Origin of the sequence: Roseateles paludis (genome assembly GCF_039872745.1) — a bacterium.
Classification (GTDB): Bacteria; Pseudomonadota; Gammaproteobacteria; order Burkholderiales; family Burkholderiaceae_C; genus Pelomonas; species Pelomonas paludis.
Map to the genome: position 1 here is coordinate 726,249 of NZ_JBDPZD010000001.1, position 19,294 is coordinate 745,542.

At 69.6% G+C, this 19,294-nt stretch carries 18 protein-coding genes; 11 read left to right on the top strand and 7 right to left on the bottom strand.

What is annotated here, in order from left to right:
* Positions 1–72 precede the first annotated feature (72 nt).
* Together ABDJ85_RS03445 and ABDJ85_RS03450 are read right to left on the bottom strand one after the other, a co-directional pair.
* Positions 73–861 carry a LytR/AlgR family response regulator transcription factor gene (locus ABDJ85_RS03445; RefSeq protein WP_347703335.1) on the bottom strand — a complete coding sequence of 263 codons (789 nt, stop codon included), beginning with the start codon at positions 859–861 and terminating at the stop codon, positions 73–75.
* Positions 858–1,916 (bottom strand): sensor histidine kinase, encoded by a 1,059-nt coding sequence (locus ABDJ85_RS03450; RefSeq protein WP_347703336.1) that lies wholly within the window; start codon positions 1,914–1,916, stop codon positions 858–860. Before ABDJ85_RS03450 ends, ABDJ85_RS03445 begins: the two co-directional genes overlap by 4 nt.
* Before the next feature lie 220 nt (positions 1,917–2,136).
* Here ABDJ85_RS03450 and ABDJ85_RS03455 point away from each other — a divergent pair, with 220 nt between their 5' ends.
* Both ABDJ85_RS03455 and ABDJ85_RS03460 read left to right on the top strand, forming a co-directional pair.
* Positions 2,137–3,114 (top strand): tetratricopeptide repeat protein, encoded by a 978-nt coding sequence (locus ABDJ85_RS03455; RefSeq protein ID WP_347703337.1) that lies wholly within the window; start codon positions 2,137–2,139, stop codon positions 3,112–3,114.
* 16 nt (positions 3,115–3,130) lie between these two features.
* Positions 3,131–3,820, top strand: a complete 690-nt coding sequence (locus ABDJ85_RS03460) for a DUF4386 domain-containing protein (protein WP_347703338.1) — start codon at positions 3,131–3,133, stop codon at positions 3,818–3,820.
* Here the strand turns inward: ABDJ85_RS03460 and ABDJ85_RS03465 are convergent.
* On the bottom strand, positions 3,792–4,295 hold the full coding sequence (locus tag ABDJ85_RS03465) for a heme-degrading domain-containing protein (RefSeq protein ID WP_347703339.1): 504 nt from the start codon (positions 4,293–4,295) through the stop codon (positions 3,792–3,794). The two genes, ABDJ85_RS03460 and ABDJ85_RS03465, sit on opposite strands and share 29 nt — an antisense overlap.
* A gap of 1,309 nt (positions 4,296–5,604) precedes the next feature.
* Between ABDJ85_RS03465 and ABDJ85_RS03470 the strand changes: the two genes are divergently transcribed.
* From ABDJ85_RS03470 to ABDJ85_RS03480, 3 genes are read left to right on the top strand one after another with little or no spacing between them, the layout of a single operon-like run.
* Positions 5,605–6,240 (top strand): PEP-CTERM sorting domain-containing protein, encoded by a 636-nt coding sequence (locus tag ABDJ85_RS03470; protein WP_347703340.1) that lies wholly within the window; start codon positions 5,605–5,607, stop codon positions 6,238–6,240.
* Entirely contained in the window at positions 6,237–8,174 is a 1,938-nt protein-coding gene (locus ABDJ85_RS03475; protein WP_347703341.1) for an O-linked N-acetylglucosamine transferase, SPINDLY family protein, read from the top strand. The genes ABDJ85_RS03470 and ABDJ85_RS03475 overlap by 4 nt, the downstream gene beginning before the upstream one ends.
* Positions 8,171–9,511 carry a radical SAM protein gene (locus ABDJ85_RS03480; RefSeq protein WP_347703342.1) on the top strand — a complete coding sequence of 447 codons (1,341 nt, stop codon included), beginning with the start codon at positions 8,171–8,173 and terminating at the stop codon, positions 9,509–9,511. The genes ABDJ85_RS03475 and ABDJ85_RS03480 overlap by 4 nt, the downstream gene beginning before the upstream one ends.
* Positions 9,512–9,514: 3 nt before the next feature.
* Here the strand turns inward: ABDJ85_RS03480 and ABDJ85_RS03485 are convergent, their stop codons facing one another.
* The 3 genes from ABDJ85_RS03485 to ssb form a co-directional block, all read right to left on the bottom strand.
* Positions 9,515–10,381 (bottom strand): alpha/beta hydrolase, encoded by an 867-nt coding sequence (locus ABDJ85_RS03485; protein WP_347703343.1) that lies wholly within the window; start codon positions 10,379–10,381, stop codon positions 9,515–9,517.
* Positions 10,378–12,231 carry a B12-binding domain-containing radical SAM protein gene (locus ABDJ85_RS03490; RefSeq protein ID WP_347703821.1) on the bottom strand — a complete coding sequence of 618 codons (1,854 nt, stop codon included), beginning with the start codon at positions 12,229–12,231 and terminating at the stop codon, positions 10,378–10,380. Before ABDJ85_RS03490 ends, ABDJ85_RS03485 begins: the two co-directional genes overlap by 4 nt.
* A gap of 116 nt (positions 12,232–12,347) precedes the next feature.
* A complete protein-coding gene (gene ssb, locus ABDJ85_RS03495; protein ID WP_347703344.1) occupies positions 12,348–12,875 on the bottom strand; it encodes a single-stranded DNA-binding protein in 528 nt (175 codons plus the stop codon).
* A gap of 171 nt (positions 12,876–13,046) precedes the next feature.
* Here ssb and ABDJ85_RS03500 point away from each other — a divergent pair, with 171 nt between their 5' ends.
* From ABDJ85_RS03500 to ABDJ85_RS03515, 4 genes are all read left to right on the top strand, one after another.
* On the top strand, positions 13,047–14,171 hold the full coding sequence (locus tag ABDJ85_RS03500; protein ID WP_347703345.1) for a sensor histidine kinase: 1,125 nt from the start codon (positions 13,047–13,049) through the stop codon (positions 14,169–14,171).
* A 221-nt stretch (positions 14,172–14,392) separates the two neighbouring features.
* Positions 14,393–15,142 carry a LytR/AlgR family response regulator transcription factor gene (locus ABDJ85_RS03505; RefSeq protein ID WP_347703346.1) on the top strand — a complete coding sequence of 250 codons (750 nt, stop codon included), beginning with the start codon at positions 14,393–14,395 and terminating at the stop codon, positions 15,140–15,142.
* A complete protein-coding gene (locus ABDJ85_RS03510; RefSeq protein ID WP_347703347.1) occupies positions 15,139–15,978 on the top strand; it encodes a head GIN domain-containing protein in 840 nt (279 codons plus the stop codon). Before ABDJ85_RS03505 ends, ABDJ85_RS03510 begins: the two co-directional genes overlap by 4 nt.
* A 24-nt stretch (positions 15,979–16,002) precedes the next feature.
* Positions 16,003–16,239 (top strand): SlyX family protein, encoded by a 237-nt coding sequence (locus ABDJ85_RS03515; RefSeq protein WP_347703348.1) that lies wholly within the window; start codon positions 16,003–16,005, stop codon positions 16,237–16,239.
* A 169-nt stretch (positions 16,240–16,408) separates the two neighbouring features.
* Here ABDJ85_RS03515 and ABDJ85_RS03520 read toward each other — a convergent pair whose 3' ends face one another.
* Positions 16,409–16,891, bottom strand: coding sequence for a cupin domain-containing protein (locus tag ABDJ85_RS03520; protein WP_347703349.1), 483 nt, complete (start codon positions 16,889–16,891; stop codon positions 16,409–16,411).
* Between the two features lie 24 nt (positions 16,892–16,915).
* On the opposite strand from ABDJ85_RS03520, the gene recQ reads away from it, so the two are divergent.
* On the top strand, positions 16,916–18,787 hold the full coding sequence (recQ, locus tag ABDJ85_RS03525; protein ID WP_347703350.1) for a DNA helicase RecQ: 1,872 nt from the start codon (positions 16,916–16,918) through the stop codon (positions 18,785–18,787).
* A 76-nt stretch (positions 18,788–18,863) separates the two neighbouring features.
* The gene (locus ABDJ85_RS03530; RefSeq protein ID WP_347703351.1) at positions 18,864–19,292 is read left to right on the top strand and encodes a hypothetical protein; all 429 of its coding nucleotides are present in this window, start codon (positions 18,864–18,866) and stop codon (positions 19,290–19,292) included.
* Positions 19,293–19,294: the final 2 nt, after the last annotated feature.

A 19,294-nucleotide genomic window follows, 5' to 3' on the forward strand; every position in this document is an offset into this window, starting at 1 on the left:
CTTCGAAGCGTAGCAGCGAGATAGTCTCCACGGAGTCCTGCAGGCACGCAGCCTCCGAGCCAGCCCCGGCCCTCACTCCGCCTTGAAGTGATGCAGATAGGTGCGGCTGACGGGCAGCACCTCGGGGCGGTGCTTGAAGTGGAGGTTGGCCTTTTCGTTGACGTCCGGCGTCACGTGGCTGACGGCATTGAGGTTGACGACGACGGCGCGGTGCACCTGCAGGAACTGGGCGGGGTCGAGCTGTTCGAGCAGGGCCTTGAGCGAGGTGCGGATCAGGGCCTCGGCATGTCGGCCGCTATCGCCGCGCCAGGCGACGAGGGTGTATTTCTCGTCGGACTTCAGGTAGTCGATGTCGTCCACCGGGATGAGCCGCACCGAGCCGCCAACGGCCGCGCGGATCCAGCGCAGCGGCTGGGTGGCCGGCGCGCTGGCGGCGGGTTGCAGCTGCTGGGCCAGTTGCTGGAGCAGGGCCTCGGTGGCGACGGCGGGTTGCTCCAGCCGAAGGCGCTGCTGCAGGCGTGCCAGCGTCTGGGCCAGACGCTCAAGCTGCACGGGCTTGACCAAGTAGTCGAACACGCCGTGCTCGAAGGCCTGTAGCGCGTAGTGGTCGTAGGCGGTGATGAAGACGAGGTGGGCGCGGTGGCCGATGCGCTGCGCGACCTCGATGCCGCTCAGGCCGGGCATGTGCACGTCCAGAAAGCAGACCGTGGGGCGCAGGGCCTCAAAGCGTTCCAGCGCCTCGACGCCGTTGCGCGCCTCGGCCACGATCTGCAGCTCGGGCCAGTGCCGGGCCAGCAGGCTGCGCAGCACCTCGCGCAGCAGGGGCTCGTCGTCGGCAATCAGGGCGGTGACAGCAGTCATGAACGGGCGGGGAACTCGATCTCGGCCAGCATGCCATGCGGCTGGGCGTCGCTGAGCCGCAGCTCGGCCTCGCCGTCGAAGCTGGCGTGCAGACGCTCACGCAGCGACTGCAGGCCGGTGCCCAAACCCGGGCTACCGGGCTGCAAGCCGACGCCGGTGTCGCGCACCTCGGCGAGACATCGGCCACTTTCCAAGCGGCGGATGCGGACCTCGATGAGGCCGCCCTCCAGGCTGGGGTCGATGCCATGCCGCACCGCGTTCTCGACCGGCGTCATCAGCATCATGGGCGGGCAGCGCAGGCTCTCAAGCCCTGGCTCGGCTTCGACCGTGAAGCGCAGCCGGTCCGGCAGGCGCATCTGCATCAAGGCCAGATAGGCGCGCACCATCTCCAGCTCCTGGCCGAGCCGGTAGTCAGGCTGCGACAGCCGAGGCACAGCCGCACGCAGGTAGGCGACGAGGCTGGCCAGCACGGGCGACGCGCGGGGCGAGCCGGCGTCGACCAGGGCCTGGACATTGGCCAGGGTATTGAAGAGGAAGTGCGGCTCGACCTGGGCCTGCAGCAGGCGCAGCTGGGCATCCAGCGCCTGCTGCTTGAGCTCGCTGCGGGCCCGCTCGGCGCGCAGCAGGTCGGCGTCTCGCTGGCGCAGCAGGGCCGCCATGGCCACCCACGCGCTGACCAGGGCACCCAGAAAGAAATGCACCATGAAGCCCCAGAGCGCGCCTGGCACCAGCCAGAAGGGCGGCTGCCCATCGCGCAGCGTGGCCAGGAAGAGCGCCAGCACCGTGCCCGGCACCACCAGCGACACCGCCACCACCTGCACGGCCCAGCGCGCCAGCGGCCAGGGCAAGCGGCGTGGCCAGCGCTCGAAGGCGCTGTAGACCAGCAGGCCCATCAGCGCCGGCAGGTAGACGCGCAGCGCCACGAGGCCTATCGGCTTCCACGCCGGCTCGGCATGAAAGGCCATCAGCACAAAGACCAGCGTGGCGGCGATGAAGCTCACCCGCAGGCGCTTGCGCAGAAAGACGTGGAGGAGGGCGGACCCGATCGATGACATGGGGGAGGATTGTGGGCAACGCGCCCCGGGCGCGGCGAGCGGCATCAGACCGGCGGCGGTGCCTGGGGGACGAAGCACGGCCGGTGGGGATGGGCTGCGACAGGTGGGTGCAGCGCCCTGGCGAACGCTTGGTCGCTGTCAACCGTGCCCCGGCGCAGCGGGCCGTGTCCCGTCGCAAAGCGCTGGTGGCGCCAGCAGCGGCTGCCCACCATGCCGACCCATGAAACCTCATCTCACCTCCCTCCTGTGCCTGGCGCTCACGGCGCTGGCGTCTTCCCAAGCGGCTGCCTCCGAGACTGACCTCCTGAGCGCTTACCTGGCCCGCCAACCCGCTGCGCTGGAGGCCCGGGCACGCGAGATGCTGGCGCGTGACCCGCTGGACGACGCCGCGCTGTGGCACTGGGGCCGGCAGGCGGCAGGTGACGCCAAGCTGCGCGCCGAGTTGATGCCCCGCGCGCGGCAGTGCGTGCAGAGTAGACCTGAGTCCGCGCGCTGCCAGCACCTGCTGGGGGTGTTGATTGGCGCCGAGTTGACGGAGATGGGCGGCTTTGCCGCCATGCGGCGCGTGGGCGAAGTGCGCGACCAGTTCGAGCGTGCCGTGGCCCTGGCGCCGCAGGACTACGCGATGCGCCGCGACCTCGTCGGCTACTACCTGGCCGTGCCCGGCTTCATGGGCGGCAGCAACCGCAAGGCGCGTGAGCTGGCGGACAGCATGGGCCGTACCGACGCGCCGCGCGGCGTGCTGCTGCAGGCCATCGTCGCCATCGGCACCAAGGCCTTTGACAGCGCGCAGCAATTGCTCGGCGGCGTGACGCCGGGGAACGACCGCCAGCTCGCCCGCGACCTGCTGGGCGTGCAGGTCGACCTGGCGCGCGGCTGGCGCGAGGCCGGCGCCCCCGAGCGGGCTTGCGCTTGGGCTGAGCGCCTGGCACAGCAGGACGCGCGCAGCCCCGAGATCCGTGTCGAGTTGGGCCAGGCCCTGCTGGTGCTGAACCAGCCGGCCGCTGCCGCGAGCGCCTTTGAGCAAGCCTTGCAGCTCGATGCCAGCCAACGCATCCACCACCTGCTGGCCGGGGCCCGCGAGGCGGTGGGCGACCGCGCCGGTGCCATCGCCGCCTACCGCGCCGAGCTGGCCAGCCCCTCCAGCCACGCCACGGCCGAGAAGGCCCGTGAGCGGCTCAAGGCCCTGCAGCCTTGATCTACCGGGACCCTTCATGACCACCCTCGACCTCCGCACCGGCCGCCAGGCCAGCCTGCTCTACGCCTTGCTCGCCATCTCGGCCCCCATCGGCCTGATGGTGGTGCCCGCGCAGCTCTACGACGCCGCCGACGCTGCCCTCACCGCCAGCCGCATCGCGGACCGCAGCTGGCTGCTGCGCCTGGGCGTTGCCAGCGAACTCTTCCACCAGGCCGTGCAGGCCTACCTGATGCTGGTGCTCTACGACTTCTTCAAGCCCGTCAGTGCACCCCTGGCGCGCCAGATGACCGTGCTGGGGCTGGTCTCCATCCCCATCACCTTTCTCAACGTGCTGAACGAAGTGGCTGCCTTGACGCTGGTGAGCGGGGCAGACTTCCTGGCCGCGTTCAGCAAGCCGCAACTCGATGCGGCCGCGCTGCTCTGTATGCGCCTGCACGCCGACGGGCTGCAGGTGGCCGCCGTGTTCTGGGGGCTGTGGCTGTTCCCGCTCGCGATGCTGCTGTGGCGCCTGGGCCGCGCACGCAAGCTGGTGGCCGCGCTCGTGGCCACCGCCGGCGTGGGCTATGTGGTGGGCGCCACGGCGGCGCTGGCGCTGCCGCAGTTCGAGCCGCAGCTGCGCGGCTGGGTGCAGCTCATGGTCATGGGCGAGATGGCCGTCATCGTCTGGTTCGTCGCGTTCAGCCTGCGGCGCCAGAGCGGCCTTTGAGCCACTGACGCATCCCCGCCACCGCCAGCGCATGGTCCTCCCAGCCATCGAGGCCGGAGACGATCAGGCAGCCCACCCGGCCCTGGCCGCGCACGTTCAGGGGTACGGCGCCGCCTTCGGCGCGGTAGTTCACCGGGTCGAGGCCCGTCTCGGCCTGGAAGTCGGCCTTGCGGCCGAGGAACTCCAGCCGCACCTGCCAGGAGCTTTTGCCAAAGCGGCGCACCACGTTCTTCTTCTTGTTGATCCAGTCGGCATTGCCGGCATTGGTGCCGTCCATGAAGTAGACGAACAGCGGGTGCGCATCCAGCTCCACCTGGATGGCCACCGCCCGGCCGGGAAAGTGCTGCAGCGCCAGCGCCAGGATGGCCTGGCCAATGCCCATGGCGTCGGGGGCGGTCAGGCGGTCGAGCACCAGCTCGGCGGCTTCGGCCTCGCAGTCGGCGATGGTGTTGGGGGCTTGGAGGGTGGTGGGCATGAGGCGCTAGTGACGGAGGGAGAGGCGACACATGCTAAGGGCTCGTGTTGAGCATGCACGTACTCCCCGCAAAGCGGGGGGGTCGGGCGGACAAATGCAGCGACTCGCTTGAGGACGTCTCCCTAGAATCGATCCAACATCTTGCTGCCAGGGCGCTGGGTATGGCGTCCGCGCAGACCTTACGTTTGCATGCCCCAGGGAATCCGCCTTGAAGCACTCCATTGCTCTTGCCACCAGCCCGCTGGCGCGACGGTCTTTCGGGGCTTCCCGTGCCGGGCGGGCCGCGTACACCGCTGTGGCGGCGGCGGTGCTGTCCTTCCTTCCGCTGAGCGAGGCGCAAGCAGCGCTTTGTGCTCCTGGGTCCTACAGCGCAACCGGCTCCTCGCCGTGCACGCTTGCGTCGCCAGGCTATTACGTGGCGTTCCCCGGTGCGACTGCGGCCACCCCGGCGATGCCCGGCACCTATGTGTCGGCGATTGGCGCCTCGGCGGCTACGCAGGCACCTGTCGGTAGCTACGTGAACGGCATCGCAGCCGTGGCACCGACTCTGGCCCCGCCTGGAACCTACGTCAGCATCGCGGGCGCCACGGCGCCTGCGGTGGCACCCGTTGGTTCCTATGTCCCCACGGCTGGCGCTTCGGCGCCCGTGCCGGCGCCGGTCGGCAGGTATGTGCCCTTCACTGGGGCAACGACTTCACTGCCGGCACCCCTGGGCCGCTATGTGCCTGGCACCGGCTATTCGGCCGCGTTGGCCGCCCCTGTTGGTACCTACGTGCCCACCATCGGAGCTTCGGCACCGGTTCAGGCGGCCCCAGGCAGCTATGTCGGCACCACAGGGGCTAGCGCCCCAACTTTGGCGCCACCGGGCAGCTTTGTTTTCACGGCGGGTGCTTCGGCGCCGACCCAAGCGCCTCCCGGCACCTTCGTGCCATCGCCCGGCGCTGTCGCTCCTATTGCTGCGCAACCCGGCACCTACGTCAGCGGCCCGGGCGCTACCGCACCCAGCCTGGCGCCGCCAGGAACTTATGTAGCCGGCATTGGTGCGACCGCACCGAGCTCGGCGCCCGTCGGCAGCTACGTGCCGAGCGCCGGCGCCTCTGCTGCCCTTTTGGCACCCGCGGGCAGCTATGTGCCAACCACCGGTGCTACTGCGGCGCTGGCAGCGCCGGTGGGCACCTTCGTTGCCGTCGCGGGTGCGTCGGCGCCGACTCAAGCCCCTGCGGGCATGTATGTGCCCACCACCGGTGCCACGTCAGCGCTGTTGGCGCCCAAGGGCACATTTGTGGCCACCCCCGGTGCTTCGGCGCCGATGTCGGCCCCCCCGGGCACTTACGTCAAATACGCGGGCTCCACGTCTGCGGCGAGTTGCCCCGCAGGGAGCCTCTCCTACGGCGGCGCCGCCAGCTGCCGGGCCACCGACGCGGCTGTGCCGGACTCCGCGCTGGCCGGCCCCTACTTCCAGACCAGCGCGGGCCGCGGCGGCGCCGTGGACCTGGGCAGCAGCTTCAGCCCCGGCAGCGCCTGGAGCCTGGATGTGGGCAATGCCAGCCCCGATGCGGCCGACGGCAACCAGACCCTGCTGACCCTGCTAGACGCCTCGCTGTCGGGCACCGATGCCGGCATGTTCGAGCTGATCGGCTTCAACGCCGGCGACACCTTCCAGATCGGCGACCTTTGGGACCATTTGGAAGTGCGCGCCAAGCTGGGCGCGCCGGGCTTCGGCCCCTTCTCATTCCAGCTCAACTTCCTGACCGATGAGGGCGCCGGCCTGGGTCAGGCGGGGCACAGCTTCAGCTTCTCGTTCACGGGCCTCTTTGGGCAACGCGGCGGTGGCAGCGTGCCTGAACCCAGCGTGCCCGGCCTGCTGCTGGCCGCTGCTGCGGCCTGGGCCTGGGTGCGCCGTGGGCGCCGCCAAGGCGCTGCCGAGGCCAACGCCGCACAGTGACCGACTCGGCCAGCGCGCGCTATCTGCAAGCGCTGGCCTCAGGGGCCGCGCGCGAGGCGGGTGGATTGGCTCAGCTCGCCGAGCTGGCGCGTGACGCGCATCAGGCTGCTGGAGGGCCGCCCGTCCAGCGGGAAGAGGCCGCCGGCTTCTTTGGCCTCTCTCCGGGCCCGTTTTCTGAACACGACCGCTTCACCACGCTCGCGGGCCAGCACCGGGCCCACGGGCTGCTGGGTTTGGCGGAGGCTGTGCTGGCCCTGGCTGTGCAACGTGCGCCGGACTCGGGCCAGGCCCGCGCCAACCACGCACTGGCCTTGCACGAGCTGGGCCGCCACGTCGAAGCCTTGGCTCAGGCCGAGCGGGCCGTGGCTGCCGTACCGGGCCTGGCTGCAGCCTGGTTCAACCTCGGCTTGATCAGGGCTGCCCTGCACGACGGTGCTGGCGCGGCACAGGCCCATGCCCAAGCGCAGGCCTTGTCGCCGCAGTCTGGCATGCATCACCAGCACGCCGGACTGGAATTGAAGGAGCAGGGTCGGCTGCTTGAAGCCCAAGGCGCCTTTCGCTACGCGATGACGCTCGATGGCGCGAGCCCGGAGGCTTGGGTCAACCTTGGCAATGTGCTGCTCGAAGCCGGCGATGCCCAAGCCGCCGAAGACGCCGCCCTCGCCGCCCTGGCGATGCGCCCGCAAGACCGCCGCGCAGCCACCAATCTTTTGATGGCCCAGCAGTACAACCCGTGCCACACCGCCGAAACCCTGCGCGAGAGTGCAATGCGCTGGGGTCAGCTATGGCAGCAGCCGCAGGCCGAAGCGCCCGCCTTTGAGCCCTTCACGGGCGGCCGTCCATTGCGTGTCGGCTACCTCAGCAGCGACTTCCGTCAGCACCCCATCGGCTGGCTGCTTGGCCCCGTGCTGGCCGGCCACGACGCGGCGACCGTCGAGCTGCATGCCTTTGACACCGACAACGGCCGCCATGCGGGGGACCCGCTCAAAGCCGAGTTGCGTTGCCACGTGGCGCACTGGCACGAAGTCGGCGGCTTGGACGACGGCGCCCTGGCTGCGCGCGTGCGGGCGGCCGGCATTGACGTGCTCGTCGAGCTGGCCGGCCACACCGACGGCGGGCGGCTCGGCGTGTTGGCACACCGGCCCGCACCGGTGCAGCTGTCGTGGCTCGGTTACTTCGCAAGCACCGGCGTGCCGGCGGTGGATGGTGTCGTCACCGGTAGCGTGGTGGGCGATGCGCCCGCCGCCGCTTGGTACACCGAGCCTCTGCTGCACCTCGGCCGCCCGCACATCGCGTGGCGAGCGCCCAGCTATGCGCCCGCGCCAGCCGTCAGCGTGGCCAGCAGCCGGCAAGGCGGCATCACGTTCGGCAGCTTCAACACGGCTGCCAAGCTGAGCGATGCCACGGTGGCGCTGTGGGCCCGGCTGCTGCTCGTGCGGCCCGACAGCCGTCTGCTGCTGCGCCGCAGCTGCTTTGGTGACCCCGCCTTTGCCGAGCACACGCGTCGCCGCTTTGCCAGCCACGGCGTGGCGCCGGAGCGCATCGTCACCGCGCCTGCGCTGCCGCACGACCAGATGCTGGCCGCCTACGCCGAGCTCGACATCGCACTCGATCCCGCGCCCTTCTCTGGCCTCATCACCTCGCTAGAGGCGCTATGGATGGGCCTGCCTGTGGTGACACTCAGTGGCTTGCGCCCCGTCTCGCGTCAGACCGAGATGGTGCTGCGTGCCCTGGGGCAGGAGCGCTGGATTGCCACCACCCCTGAGGCCTGGCTGCAAACCTGCCTGCGGCTGGCCGACGACACCGCAGCCCGCAGTGCCTGGCTGCACGGCGCCCGCGCGGCCATGAGTGCCTCTCCGCTCATGGACGGCGCCGACCTTGCGCGCCAGCTGGAAGCGCTCTATCTGCGGCTGCGCGCCACCACCACGCCATGACGACCGACGCAGACCGCGCCACCGAGCTGCAGCGCCAGGGCCGGCTTGACGAAGCCGCCGCCCTCTACGAGCGTCTGCTACAAGGTCCAAGCTTCCAGCCCGCGCTGCGCCACAACCTCGGGCTGCTGCGCCTGCAGCAGGGCCGCATCAGCGAGGCGCTGCCCCTGCTGGAGCGCGCCCACAGCGAAGACGGCCGCCACCCGCAGTGGGCGCAAAGCCTGCCCGTCATCGGCATGCGCCTCTACGAACATGGTTTGTGGGAGTCCGCTCTGATCTGGCTGGAGCGAAGCGTCGCCCTCACCCCGCCCGATGCGGCCGTGGCGCAAGCCCTCGCGCGCCTGCGTCCGCGCCCGCACCTGGCGCCCGAGGTCTGGGACGAACTCCAGCAGCGCAGCCTGCTGCGCTACACCCCGCGCGAGAGCGCCAGCTACGTCTACGCCATCGACGTCGTCGGCACCTGCAATCTGCGCTGCCCCACCTGCCCGGTCGGCAACTTCGCGGCGGCCGAGCGGCCCAAGGGCTTCATGGAGCCCGAGCTGTTCGAGCGCATCCTCGACAAGATCGTGGCTGAGCGCGTCGCTGAACGGCCGCAGATCTGGCTCTACAACTGGGGCGAGCCCCTGCTCCACCCCGAGCTGCCGGCCTTGGTGCGCGCCGTCCACGTGCGCGGGCTCACCGTGCACCTGTCCAGCAACCTCAACATCGAACGCGGCATCCCCGAGCTGGCCCGCGCCAACCCCGACGAGCTCAAGGTCTCGCTCTCGGGCTTCACCCAGGCCACCTACCAGCGCACCCACGTGCGTGGCGACCTGCACCTCGTGCGCGCCAACCTCTACCTGCTGCGCCACTGGCTCGACAAGACCCAGGCCAGCACGCGCGTCTGGGTCGGCCACCACCTCTACAAGGACACGCAGGACCAGGTCCCCGCCGTCCGCGCGCTGTGCGACGAGCTCCGCTTCGAGCACCACCCCATCGCCGCCTTCTACCAGCCCCTCGAACGCCTCATCGACCACCTCGAAGGCCGCGCTCCGCCCGACCCCGTGCACGACCTGCTCATTGAGCCCCCGGCCGTCTACCTGCCCCGCATCAAGGCCAGTCGCAGCACCCAGCACGACTGCGAGCTGCGTTTCAACCAGACCGTCATCAACCACGACGGCAGCGTCGCCTTGTGCTGCAGCGTCTACGACAAGCCCAATATGCTGGGCCTGGACTTCGTCAGCACCCCGCACGCCGAGCTGGAGCGCGCCAAATACCGCCACCCTTTTTGCGGCACCTGCATGAAGCACGGCCTGCAGTACAGCGTGCAGGACCCCGCCAAGGTGTTTGGGCCTCGCTGAGCCTCAAGGCGCCTTCGCGCAAGCCCGGTCCATGTACTGCAGCGCCTCCGGCAGCGCGTCCCGGAAGGTCAGCCATTCATGATCGCCATCGACGATGCGCAGCTCGGCCAGCTGGGGCTGGATCTTGAGCAAACGCCAATACAGCTGCGCCGAGGCCAGCGCGATGCCCAGCGCATCGTGGTCGCCCGAGGTGATCCACATTGGCACCCGTTGCGGGCCGCTGCTGTAGCGCGCCAGCAAGGCCGGGTGGTTTTGCGCCCGCCAGGCCTCGGGGTCAAAACGCCCCTCGCGCTGGAAGGCTGGCGAGCGCCGCGCGGCCGAGGTCTCGGGCGGCAGCGGCTCGTACACCGCCGCGCTGAGCAGGCCCGCCGCACAGAACTTGTCCGGGTGGCGCAGCGCCAGGTTCAAGGCCCCATAGCCGCCCATCGACAGCCCAGCCACCGCGCGGCCGTTGCGCTCGGCCACCGTGCGGTACTTGCCGTCCACATAGGGCAGCAGCTCGTTCATCAGCGCCGTGCGCGCCTTGGCTGCGCCCGAATCCACCCACCAGGTGTGCGGCCCCGTCGTCGGCATCACCGCAATCACCGGCCGGATCAACCCGCGCTTGATGAGTCCGTCCAGCGTCTGCACCGCCCCGCCCTGCTGCGCCCAGTCCGTCTCGTTGCCCCCCGCGCCGTGCAGCAGGTAGACCACCGGAAATCGCGCGGTGGGCGGCGCGTCCTTGTAGGCGTCGGGCAGGTAAATGTTGAACTTCAGCTCGGCGCCGAGGGCGGTGGAGTGGAGGGAGTCGGGGAGGAGGTCGCTGGCGTTGCTTTGCGCCGTGGCAAGCGCGCCCGCTGCAGCAAGCGCCCAGGTGATGAGCTTGTTCATTTCGTCAACGCCCTCTCAATGCAATCCCTCGCCACCGTCGGCCTCGGCACCTTGACCGGGAACCAACGGCGCACGTCCTGCTCCAGCCCAATGCCGTGCATGAAGTTGTAGAGGCCCTTCTTGAGGCCTTGGCCGAGGGCGTCGTGGTCGGTGCCGGTGGGGTCGATGAAGGCGACGTCGTTCTTGGCGAAGTGGCCTTCCGGTAGCGGCTGCAGGCGCACGCCATACGCGTCGGGGTCGCGGCCGACGGGGCTGTGGACGGTGCAGGCAAAGCGGTGGAAGAAGCCGCTGTGCAGGCAGCCGTTTTCAAAGAGCTGGCGCACGTACTCCAGCGCGTCCACGGTGTCTTGCACGGTCTGGGTGGGGAAGCCGTACATCAGGTAGGCGTGGACGAGGATGCCGGCGTCGGCAAAGGCCTTGGTGACGCGCGCCACCTGCTCGACGCTGACGCCCTTTTTCATCAGCTGCAGCAGGCGGTCGGAGGCCACCTCCAGGCCGCCCGAGATGGCGATGCAGCCGCTCTCGGCCAGCAGCGCGGCCAGCTCGGGCGTGAAGGTTTTTTCAAAGCGCACATTGCCCCACCACGAGATGGCGACGCCCCGGCGCAGCAGCTCTTGCGCGAGGGCCTTGAGGGCCTTGGGCGGGGCGGCTTCGTCGACGAAGTGGAAGCCCGTCTGGCCGGTCTCGGCGACGATGGCCTCGATGCGGTCCACCAGCACGCTGGCCGAGGCGGCCTCGTAGCGGGAGATGTAGTCGAGGCTGACATCGCAGAAGCTGCACTTCTTCCAGTAGCAGCCGTGGGCCACGGTGAGCTTGTTCCAGCGCCCGTCGCTCCACAGCCGGTTCATGGGGTTGAGCATGTCGAGCAGGCTCAGGTAGTCACCCAGCGGCAGCCCGTCCCAGGTGGGCGTGCCGACCTCGTCGAAAGGGATGTCGGGTTCGACGAAGTTGACGTAGCGGACCTGGCCTTCATCGCGCATGAACGTGCGCACCAGCCGCGCGCGTGAGCGCTGGCCTTGCAGGTGCTCCAGCAGCGCGAGCAATGGCCGCTCGCCGCCGTCGAGGGTCACGTAGTCCACAAAGTCGAAGAGCCTGGGCTCGCGCAGCTCGCGCAGCTCGGTGTTGACGTAGCCGCCGCCCAGCACGATGGTGGTCTGCGGCGCGCGGGCCTTGACCTGCTTGGCAATGCGCAACGCCGCGTAGACCGAGCCGGGGAAGGGCACCGAGAGCAGCACCACATGGGGCTGGTGCTGGGCGAGGGCTTCGTCGGTGAGCTTCGCGAGTGTGCGGTCGATGAGGTGCGGCTCGCGCGCCAGGGCCTCGGCCAGTGGGTCGAAGTGGGCTTGCGCGGCGGCCAGCTTCTCGGCGTAGCGGACGAACTCGAAGCGTTCATCCACCGCCTCGCGCAGCACGTCGGCCAGGTCGTTGAGGAAGAGCGTCGCGTAGTGCCGCGCGCGGTCTTGCAACCCGAGGGCGCCAAAGGCCCAGGCCAGCGGGTCACCGCCCTCGTCCTCGGCGTGCACGTAGTGGTCCAGCGCCGCAAAGCGCGCGCCCTCGGGCAGGAAGCCGCGCGTGTTGATGCGGTGGGCCAAGGTGGCGTCCCGCCCCTGCAAAAAGGCGATCACGCGTGGCGTGACGGCCAGGATGCGGTCGAACTCGGCGCAGAACCACTGCGCTTGCGGCGTGCTCACCCGGCTTGCCGCCGCGTGCAGCTCGCGCAGCCCCTCGGGCGCCAGCAGGCGCAGCACCAGTGCCAGCGCCAAATCCACCTGCCGCGCATCCACCCCGCGCGAGCGCAAAAAGCCCGTGAGATAGGCGGTGGACGGGTAGGGCGTGTTGAGCTGGGTCATCGGGGGGATGACCGAGAGCACGCGCAGGGGCTGGGCGGGGGGCGTCACGGCAAGGCTGTCAAAACAAAGCCCGGCCTCCTTGCGGAGCCGGGCTGTGCGGGTGTCATGTCAGACGCTCAGAACGGGATGTCGTCGTCCATGTCGTCAAAGCCCGTCGAGGCTTTGGGCGCCGGGGCCGGAGCACGTGGGGCCGGGGCAGCGCGGGGGGCTGCTGGGCGGGCGGCTGCGCGCGGGGCGCCGCCACCGTCGTCGTCCATGCCGGCGCCACGGCCGTAGCCGCCACCACCGCCGCCGCCTTCGTCGCCACCGTCACGGCCGCCGAGCAGTTGCATCTGGTCGGCAATGATTTCGGTGGTGTAGGTGTCGCGGCCTTCTTTGTCCTGCCACTTGCGGGTCTTGAGGCGGCCTTCCACGTAGACCGGGCGGCCCTTGCGCAGGTACTCGCCGGCAATCTCGGCCAGGCGGTCATTGAAGACCACGCGGTGCCATTCGGTTTCTTCCTGGCGCTCGCCGGTCTCGCGGTTCTTCCAGTTGCGGGTGGTGGCGATGGAAATCGTGCACCAGGCGCCGCCGTTGGGGTTGTAGCGGACCTCTGGGTCGCGGCCCAGGTTGCCGATGAGGATGACTTTGTTGACGCTGGCCATGGCGGTCCTGCCCTAGGGGGAATCTGAGGTCGCGGATTATGCCCAGCCCGCCCCGCTGGCCGTCCGATGGGAAGCCCGCAGGTGCCGCCAACAGCCGCATTTCAGGGACTGACGCCCGCATCCCGTCGCAGCGCCCGCCCGGCGGCGGCGTGGCTCCCTAAACTGCCCTGCATGTCGTCCCCTGCCACTCCGTCCAGTCCCCGCAGCAATGGCCGCAGCAATGGTCGTCTGTGGCTGGCCTACGCCGCCAGCTGCCTGCTGGCCTGGGCGCTCTATGTGCTGGCCGGGAGCGAGTTCGACCGGGGGCTGGACCCGTTCTGGCTGGCGGTCTACCAGGCCACCACCACGCTGTGGGCGCCGGCGCTGCTGGGCGTGGCCGTCTGGCCGTGGACGCGCCGCTTGTACCGGCGGCCCTTGGTGCCCTTTGCGCTGGGCCACCTGGTGGGGGCGCTGAGCTTTGGCCTGGCCTGGCTGGTGGGCGAGTACTTGCTGAACAGCCTGCTCTTCGGCCCCGTGCATGCCGGCGCCGTGCTGCAGGCGGTGCTGCTGTGGCGCGGCATCGTGGGCGTGGCGGTGTATGCCGCCATGGCGATTGCCTTCAACGCCGTGCTGCAGGGCCGGGCGGCGCGCTCGGCGGCGGTGGCGGCGGCGCAGGCCGAGGCCGCGCTGGCCAAGGCCGAGCTGGCGGCCATCAGCGGCAAGCTGAACCCGCACTTCCTCTTCAACACCCTCAACTCCTTGATCGCCCTGGCCCGCACCGACGCCGCCCAGGCCGAGCAGGCCCTGCTGCGCTTTGCCAGCATGCTGCGCTACGTGCTCGATACGAAGCGCAGCGATGTGGCGGCCACGGGCCACGAGCCCCGCGTGCCGCTGGCCGACGAGGTGGCCTTCCTGCGCGACTATCTGGCCCTGGAGGCCCTGCGCCTGGGCGAGCGCTTGCGGGTGGACTGGCAGATCGACGAGGCCGTGCTGGCCGACGAGCTGCCGCCGCTGACCCTGCAGCCCCTGGTGGAGAACGCCGTGCAGCACGGCATTGCGCCGCGCAAGGGTGGCGGCTGCATCACCATCCGCGCCGCGCGGGACGCGCTCTCTGCCGGCCTGCGCCTCGGTGTGGCGGACGACGGCCCGGGCTGCGATCCCGCCAAGCTCGATGCGCCCGATGCCAGTGGCCGCCACGGCATCGGCCTCGCCGCGCTGCGCAAGCGCTTCTCGCTCGACTACGACGGGCGGGCGCGGCTGCAAATTCATACCGCCCCCGGCGCCGGCTTTCGCGTCGATCTCTGGATACCCCAATGACGCCCACCCCGTACCGGCTTCGCCGGCCTTGCAGGCCGCGCTGCGCCAGTGGCGCAGCCCCTCGGCAGGCTCGAACTGCCCACAGGGCAGTTGCGTGTCCGGCCTCGGCCCCTCAAGGGGGCGCACTCAGTGGCCCGGCAAAGCCGGTTCCACGGGTGCCGCTGGGTTTTCCGATCGGCTTTGGCCGTGGCCTGACTGAATTCACGCGATAGGTAGCGCGCATGACGAGCACTTCTGTTCTGATCGCCGAAGACGAACCCCTGGCCCTGGCTGGCCTGGCGGCCTGGGTGGAAGACACCCCGGGCCTGCGCCTGGTGGCGCGCTGCGGTGATGGCGACGAGGCGCTGGCGCAGATCCGGGCGCTCAAGCCGGCGCTGGTGCTGTCGGACATCCAGATGCCCGGCATGACGGGCCTGGATGTGCTGCGCGCCGTGCAGGATGACGCCGAGCTCGCCAGCACGCGCTTCATCTTCACCACGGCCTTCAACGAGCACGCCATCACGGCCTTTGAGCTGCATGCGGTGGACTACTTGCTCAAGCCCTTTGCACGCGAGCGCTTTGACGAGGCCATCCGGCATGCGCTCAAAGACGCCGCCCCGAGCGCGGCCGAGGTGGCCCAGGCGTTGGGCAGCGCGCCCGACGCGCCGCTGACCCGCATCCTGGTGCGCGACCAGGGCAAGATTTTTCCGCTGCAGGTGGACGCCATCGAGTGCCTGCGCTCCGACAACAAATACACCGCCATCACCAGCAAGGGCCGCAGCTACCTGGTGCGCGTGCCTATCGCCGGCTTCGAGTCGCGGCTCGACCCCGCGCGCTTCCTGCGCGTGCAGCGCGGCTGCATCGTCAACCTGGACTACGTGGACAGCATGACCCCTGACGAGAACTCGCAGCTCGTCGTGCAGTTGCGCGACGGCACGCGCATCACCGCCAACCGCGAGGTCTCCAAGATGTTGCGGGAGCAATCGCTATGACATCCTTCTCTGCACTCACCGCCCGTGGCCTGGTGGCAACCGGTGCGCTGCTGGCTGCCCTCGTGCAGGCCCAGCCCGCGCCCCCGTCATCGTCTGGCGGGCCTGTCTCCCCGCCCGCGCCCACCGCACAGCCGGCCGCCCCAGCGGCGCCGGCCCCGCTTCCACAGCCGCCGCAACCCCCGCTGCCGCCGGGCGAGGTGGGCAAGCTGTTCCAGCTCGCGCCCTTCGACCGCATCCTGGTGGACGGCGTTGCCAAGCTCATCCTTGTGCAGGGCGAGCGCGAGCAGGCCTATGTCTGGGGCAGCCCCGAGATGCTGCGCGCGCTCGACGTGGACGTGGCCGACCAGCAGCTCACCATCCGCCCCAGCGGCACCTGGCGCTTCTGGAACGTGCCGCGCATCAACATCAAGGTCGAGGTGCGGCAGCTGCGCCAGGTCACCCTCGCGGGCGCGGCCGACCTGCATGCCCCCGGCCCCGTGCAGGCCGAGCAACTCAAGCTCAGCATCTCCGGCGCGGGCAGCGTGCGCTTTGACCAACTGCAGGCCCAGCAGCTGCAGTTCGACGTCTCCGGCGCCGGCGACGGCCACCTGGCCGGCCAGGTGGGCGAGCTGAACGTGCGCGTGTCCGGCAAGGGCCGCGTCACGGCCGACCGGCTCAAGGCTGAGAACGCGCGCATCAACATCAGCGGCATCGGCAACGCCTCGCTCTGGGTCACCGACAAGCTCGCCGCCACCATCAGCGGCATTGGCGGCGTGGACTACTACGGCCAACCCAAGGAAGTGCAGCGCCATGTCTCGGGCATGGGCTCCATCTCGTCCAAGGGTGAAAAGCGCTGAAGGCTGTTGTGGCCCAATTCAGGCATGGACACGCCGCAGCCCGACATCGACCCGCGCATTGACGCTCGCCTGACCGACCTGGAAGTCAAGGCCAGCTTCACCGAAGACACCGTCGAGCAGCTCAACCAGGTCATCGTGCGCCAGCAGCAGCAGATCGACGCGCTGCTGCGCCACCTGGGCGAGCTGCGCGGCCAGGTGGACCGGCTGGCTGACCCCAATGCGCCTCGCACCTTGCGCGACGAGCTGCCGCCGCATTACTAAGGCAACGCTGAACAAGTCCCTCGCAGCGCGCGCACCCTCGACTTCGGGCGGTCTGCGTCGTTGCAAATGCTCGCGATACCTACGGGTATCGCTGTGCTTTGCGCCTAGCTGCCCATCCCGAATCGAGGCGCGCGCATCTGCGGGGACTTATTCAACGTCGCCCCAAGCCTCAGGGCTCGCCGTCCCAATAGTCCAGCCCCGCATCGTGCCGCTGCAGCAGCCGCAGCCCCGGCGCGAAGCTGCCGACCTTGCCCGAGTCCGGGTAGACGCAGATCTCCGGCTCCTTCTGCGTGCTGATGCTGAGGTAGTGCAGCGGTGCGCCCGAGGTGTTGAGGATGTGGTGCGGGTACTCGGGCCCCGCCGGGATGGTGATGACATCACCGGCCCGGATGGGCAGCAGCTCGCCGGCCACACGCAGCGTGCCTTCGCCCTGGAGGACGATGAACATCTCCTCTTCGGCGAAGTGGTAGTGGTAGGGGCAGCTCTGCTGGCCGGGGGCGACGATGTCGAAGGCGGCGCCCAGCTGCTGGGCGGCCGTGCCTTTCGTCATCGAGGTTGACTCGCTGTCGTACAGCGGCGGCCGCACGAAGCGTTCGCGCGGCTGCTCGTGGAAGTTGCGGATCAAACGTTGGCGGAGTTCGTCAGAGGTCATCGTGCATCGACAATCGCGCGGCCCATGACGCCGCCTGCCCATTCTCCTGATTCCGACACCCCGCTGGGCGTCCTTGCCAATGTCTTCGGTTACGGCGCCTTCCGCGGCCAGCAGGGCGCCATCGTCGAGCATGTGGCCGGCGGGGGCGATGCCCTGGTCTTGATGCCCACCGGCGGGGGCAAGAGCCTCTGCTACCAGGTGCCCGCCATCCTGCGCCACCGCCGTCGCCAGGGTGTGGCTGTGGTCGTCAGCCCCTTGATCGCGCTGATGCACGACCAGGTTGGCGCGCTGGAGGAGGCCGGCGTGCACGCCGCCTTCCTCAACTCCAGCCACAGCAGCGACGAGGCCGCCCACGTGGAGCGCGAGCTGATGAGCGGCCGCCTGGTGCTGCTCTATGCCGCGCCCGAGCGCATCACCACGCCGCGCTTCCTGGCCCAGCTCACCTCGCTGCACGAGCGCGGCCTGCTCAGCCTCTTCGCCATCGACGAGGCGCACTGCGTCAGCCAGTGGGGGCACGACTTCCGCGCCGAATACCTGCAGCTCTCGCTGCTGCACGAGCGCTTCCCCGACGTGCCGCGCATCGCCCTCACGGCCACTGCCGATGAGCTGACACGTCAGGACATCATCGAGCGGCTCAGCCTGCACGAAGCGCGCGTCTTCATCAGCAGCTTCGACCGGCCCAACATCCGCTACAGCATCGTCGAGAAGGCCGGCTCCCCGCGCGACCAGCTGCTGCGCTGGCTGCGCGACGAGCACGAAGACGAGGCCGGCATCGTCTACTGCCAGAGCCGCCGCAAGGTCGACGAGACCGCCGAGTGGCTCAGCAGCCAGGGGCTCAAGGCGTTGCCTTATCACGCGGGCCTCGATGCCGACACGCGCCGCGTCCACCAGGACCGCTTTCTGCGCGAGGAAGGTCTCGTCATGGTGGCCACCATCGCCTTCGGCATGGGCATCGACAAGCCCGACGTGCGCTTCGTCGCCCACCTCGACCTGCCCAAGAACATCGAGGCCTACTACCAGGAGACCGGCCGCGCCGGCCGCGACGGCGCCCCCGCCGACGCCTGGATGACCTATGGCCTGGCCGACGTCGTCAACCAGCGCCGCATGATCGACGAGAGCCCCGCCGACGAGACCTTCAAGCAAGGCCAGCGCGGCAAGCTCGATGCGCTGCTCGCCCTGGCCGAGGCCACCGACTGCCGGCGTGTGCGCCTGCTGCGCTACTTCGGCGAAGAAAGCTCAGCCTGCGGCAACTGCGACAACTGCCTGCACCCGGCCGCCACCTGGGACGCCACCGAGCCCGCGCGCAAGCTGCTGTCCTGCATCTACCGCTTCCACCAGCGCGGCGAGCGCTTTGGCGCCGGCCACCTCATCGACGTGCTGCGTGGCAAGGCCACCGACAAGACCCGCCAGTACGGCCACGACAGCCTCTCCACCTGGGCCTGCGGCGCCGAGCTGTCCGAGCTGCAATGGCGCGCCGTGTTGCGCCAGCTCATCGCCCTCGGGCACGTGGTGGCTGAGGGCGAGTGGCACACCCTGTCCCTGACCGACTCGGCCCGCGCCGTGCTCAAGGGCGAGGTCAGCCTGCGCCTGCGCGAGGCCCAGCCCGAAGGCCGCACCAAGACGAGCCGCAAGGCCCGCGCCAGCAAGGCCACCTCCCGCCCCGTGGAGGGCCTGGACGCCGACGCGCAAGCCCGCTTCGAAGCCCTCAAAGCCTGGCGCGCCGAAGTCGCCCGCGAACACGGCCTGCCCGCGTACGTGATCTTCCAGAACGTGACGCTGACCGAGATGGCGCGCGTCAACCCATCCTCCGAGGCCGAACTCGCCGACATCAGCGGCGTGGGGGCCAAGAAGCTGGAGGCTTATGGGCGGGAGATTTTGAGGGTGCTGGGCGGCTGACGTGGAAGGCTCGGCGCCGACAGCTCACGGCCGAAGGCACACCCGAGGCCTAGCTACCTGGCGTGGGCTCGTTGGCTTGATAGCGGTTGTCTGCATCTTCCGGTTCTGCACCTGGGCGGTCAAAGATGAAAATGTTGGCCTCCTAGAGGTGGTCGCGTCACCGGACGATGCGATGTATGCGGCTCGCCTCGAGCACTTTGGTGGCGCCTTTGGGGCCGGCTACTGCTCGACCTATTTAATCGTTCGTGGAGGCAAGAAGGCGTCGGCAAGTGCGCTGAGCTACAGCGATGTCGAAGACGAAGTTGTGCTCGAAGGGAATTGCGGTTCGGAGCTTGAAATGAACTGGACGGGGCCTCGAGACCTTCGCGTTCGAGTGCTGAAAGGCCGGGTCTATCGGTTGCGCAACAAGCATCCGCAGCCGAACGTGAACGTGGCGTTCGAGTTTGGTAGCGAGGTCGTTCGAACGGACTTGGTTGACCCCAACGCGTCGGGTGCCGGGCGCTGAGA

Excerpts from the sequence above, each read along its gene's own strand:
- ssb (WP_347703344.1), bottom strand. The coding sequence starts at position 12,875 with ATGGCCAGCGTCAACAAAGTCATCCTCATCGGCAACCTGGGCCGCGAC.
- ABDJ85_RS03450 (WP_347703336.1), bottom strand. The coding sequence starts at position 1,916 with ATGTCATCGATCGGGTCCGCCCTCCTCCACGTCTTTCTGCGCAAGCGC.
- ABDJ85_RS03520 (WP_347703349.1), bottom strand. The coding sequence starts at position 16,891 with ATGACCTCTGACGAACTCCGCCAACGTTTGATCCGCAACTTCCACGAG.
- ABDJ85_RS03480 (WP_347703342.1), top strand. The coding sequence starts at position 8,171 with ATGACGACCGACGCAGACCGCGCCACCGAGCTGCAGCGCCAGGGCCGG.
- ABDJ85_RS03515 (WP_347703348.1), top strand. The coding sequence starts at position 16,003 with ATGGACACGCCGCAGCCCGACATCGACCCGCGCATTGACGCTCGCCTG.
- ABDJ85_RS03455 (WP_347703337.1), top strand. The coding sequence starts at position 2,137 with ATGAAACCTCATCTCACCTCCCTCCTGTGCCTGGCGCTCACGGCGCTG.
- ABDJ85_RS03500 (WP_347703345.1), top strand. The coding sequence starts at position 13,047 with ATGTCGTCCCCTGCCACTCCGTCCAGTCCCCGCAGCAATGGCCGCAGC.
- ABDJ85_RS03490 (WP_347703821.1), bottom strand. The coding sequence starts at position 12,231 with ATGACCCAGCTCAACACGCCCTACCCGTCCACCGCCTATCTCACGGGC.
- ABDJ85_RS03505 (WP_347703346.1), top strand. The coding sequence starts at position 14,393 with ATGACGAGCACTTCTGTTCTGATCGCCGAAGACGAACCCCTGGCCCTG.
- ABDJ85_RS03445 (WP_347703335.1), bottom strand. The coding sequence starts at position 861 with ATGACTGCTGTCACCGCCCTGATTGCCGACGACGAGCCCCTGCTGCGC.
- recQ (WP_347703350.1), top strand. The coding sequence starts at position 16,916 with ATGACGCCGCCTGCCCATTCTCCTGATTCCGACACCCCGCTGGGCGTC.
- ABDJ85_RS03510 (WP_347703347.1), top strand. The coding sequence starts at position 15,139 with ATGACATCCTTCTCTGCACTCACCGCCCGTGGCCTGGTGGCAACCGGT.
- ABDJ85_RS03465 (WP_347703339.1), bottom strand. The coding sequence starts at position 4,295 with ATGCCCACCACCCTCCAAGCCCCCAACACCATCGCCGACTGCGAGGCC.
- ABDJ85_RS03485 (WP_347703343.1), bottom strand. The coding sequence starts at position 10,381 with ATGAACAAGCTCATCACCTGGGCGCTTGCTGCAGCGGGCGCGCTTGCC.
- ABDJ85_RS03460 (WP_347703338.1), top strand. The coding sequence starts at position 3,131 with ATGACCACCCTCGACCTCCGCACCGGCCGCCAGGCCAGCCTGCTCTAC.
- ABDJ85_RS03470 (WP_347703340.1), top strand. The coding sequence starts at position 5,605 with ATGTCGGCCCCCCCGGGCACTTACGTCAAATACGCGGGCTCCACGTCT.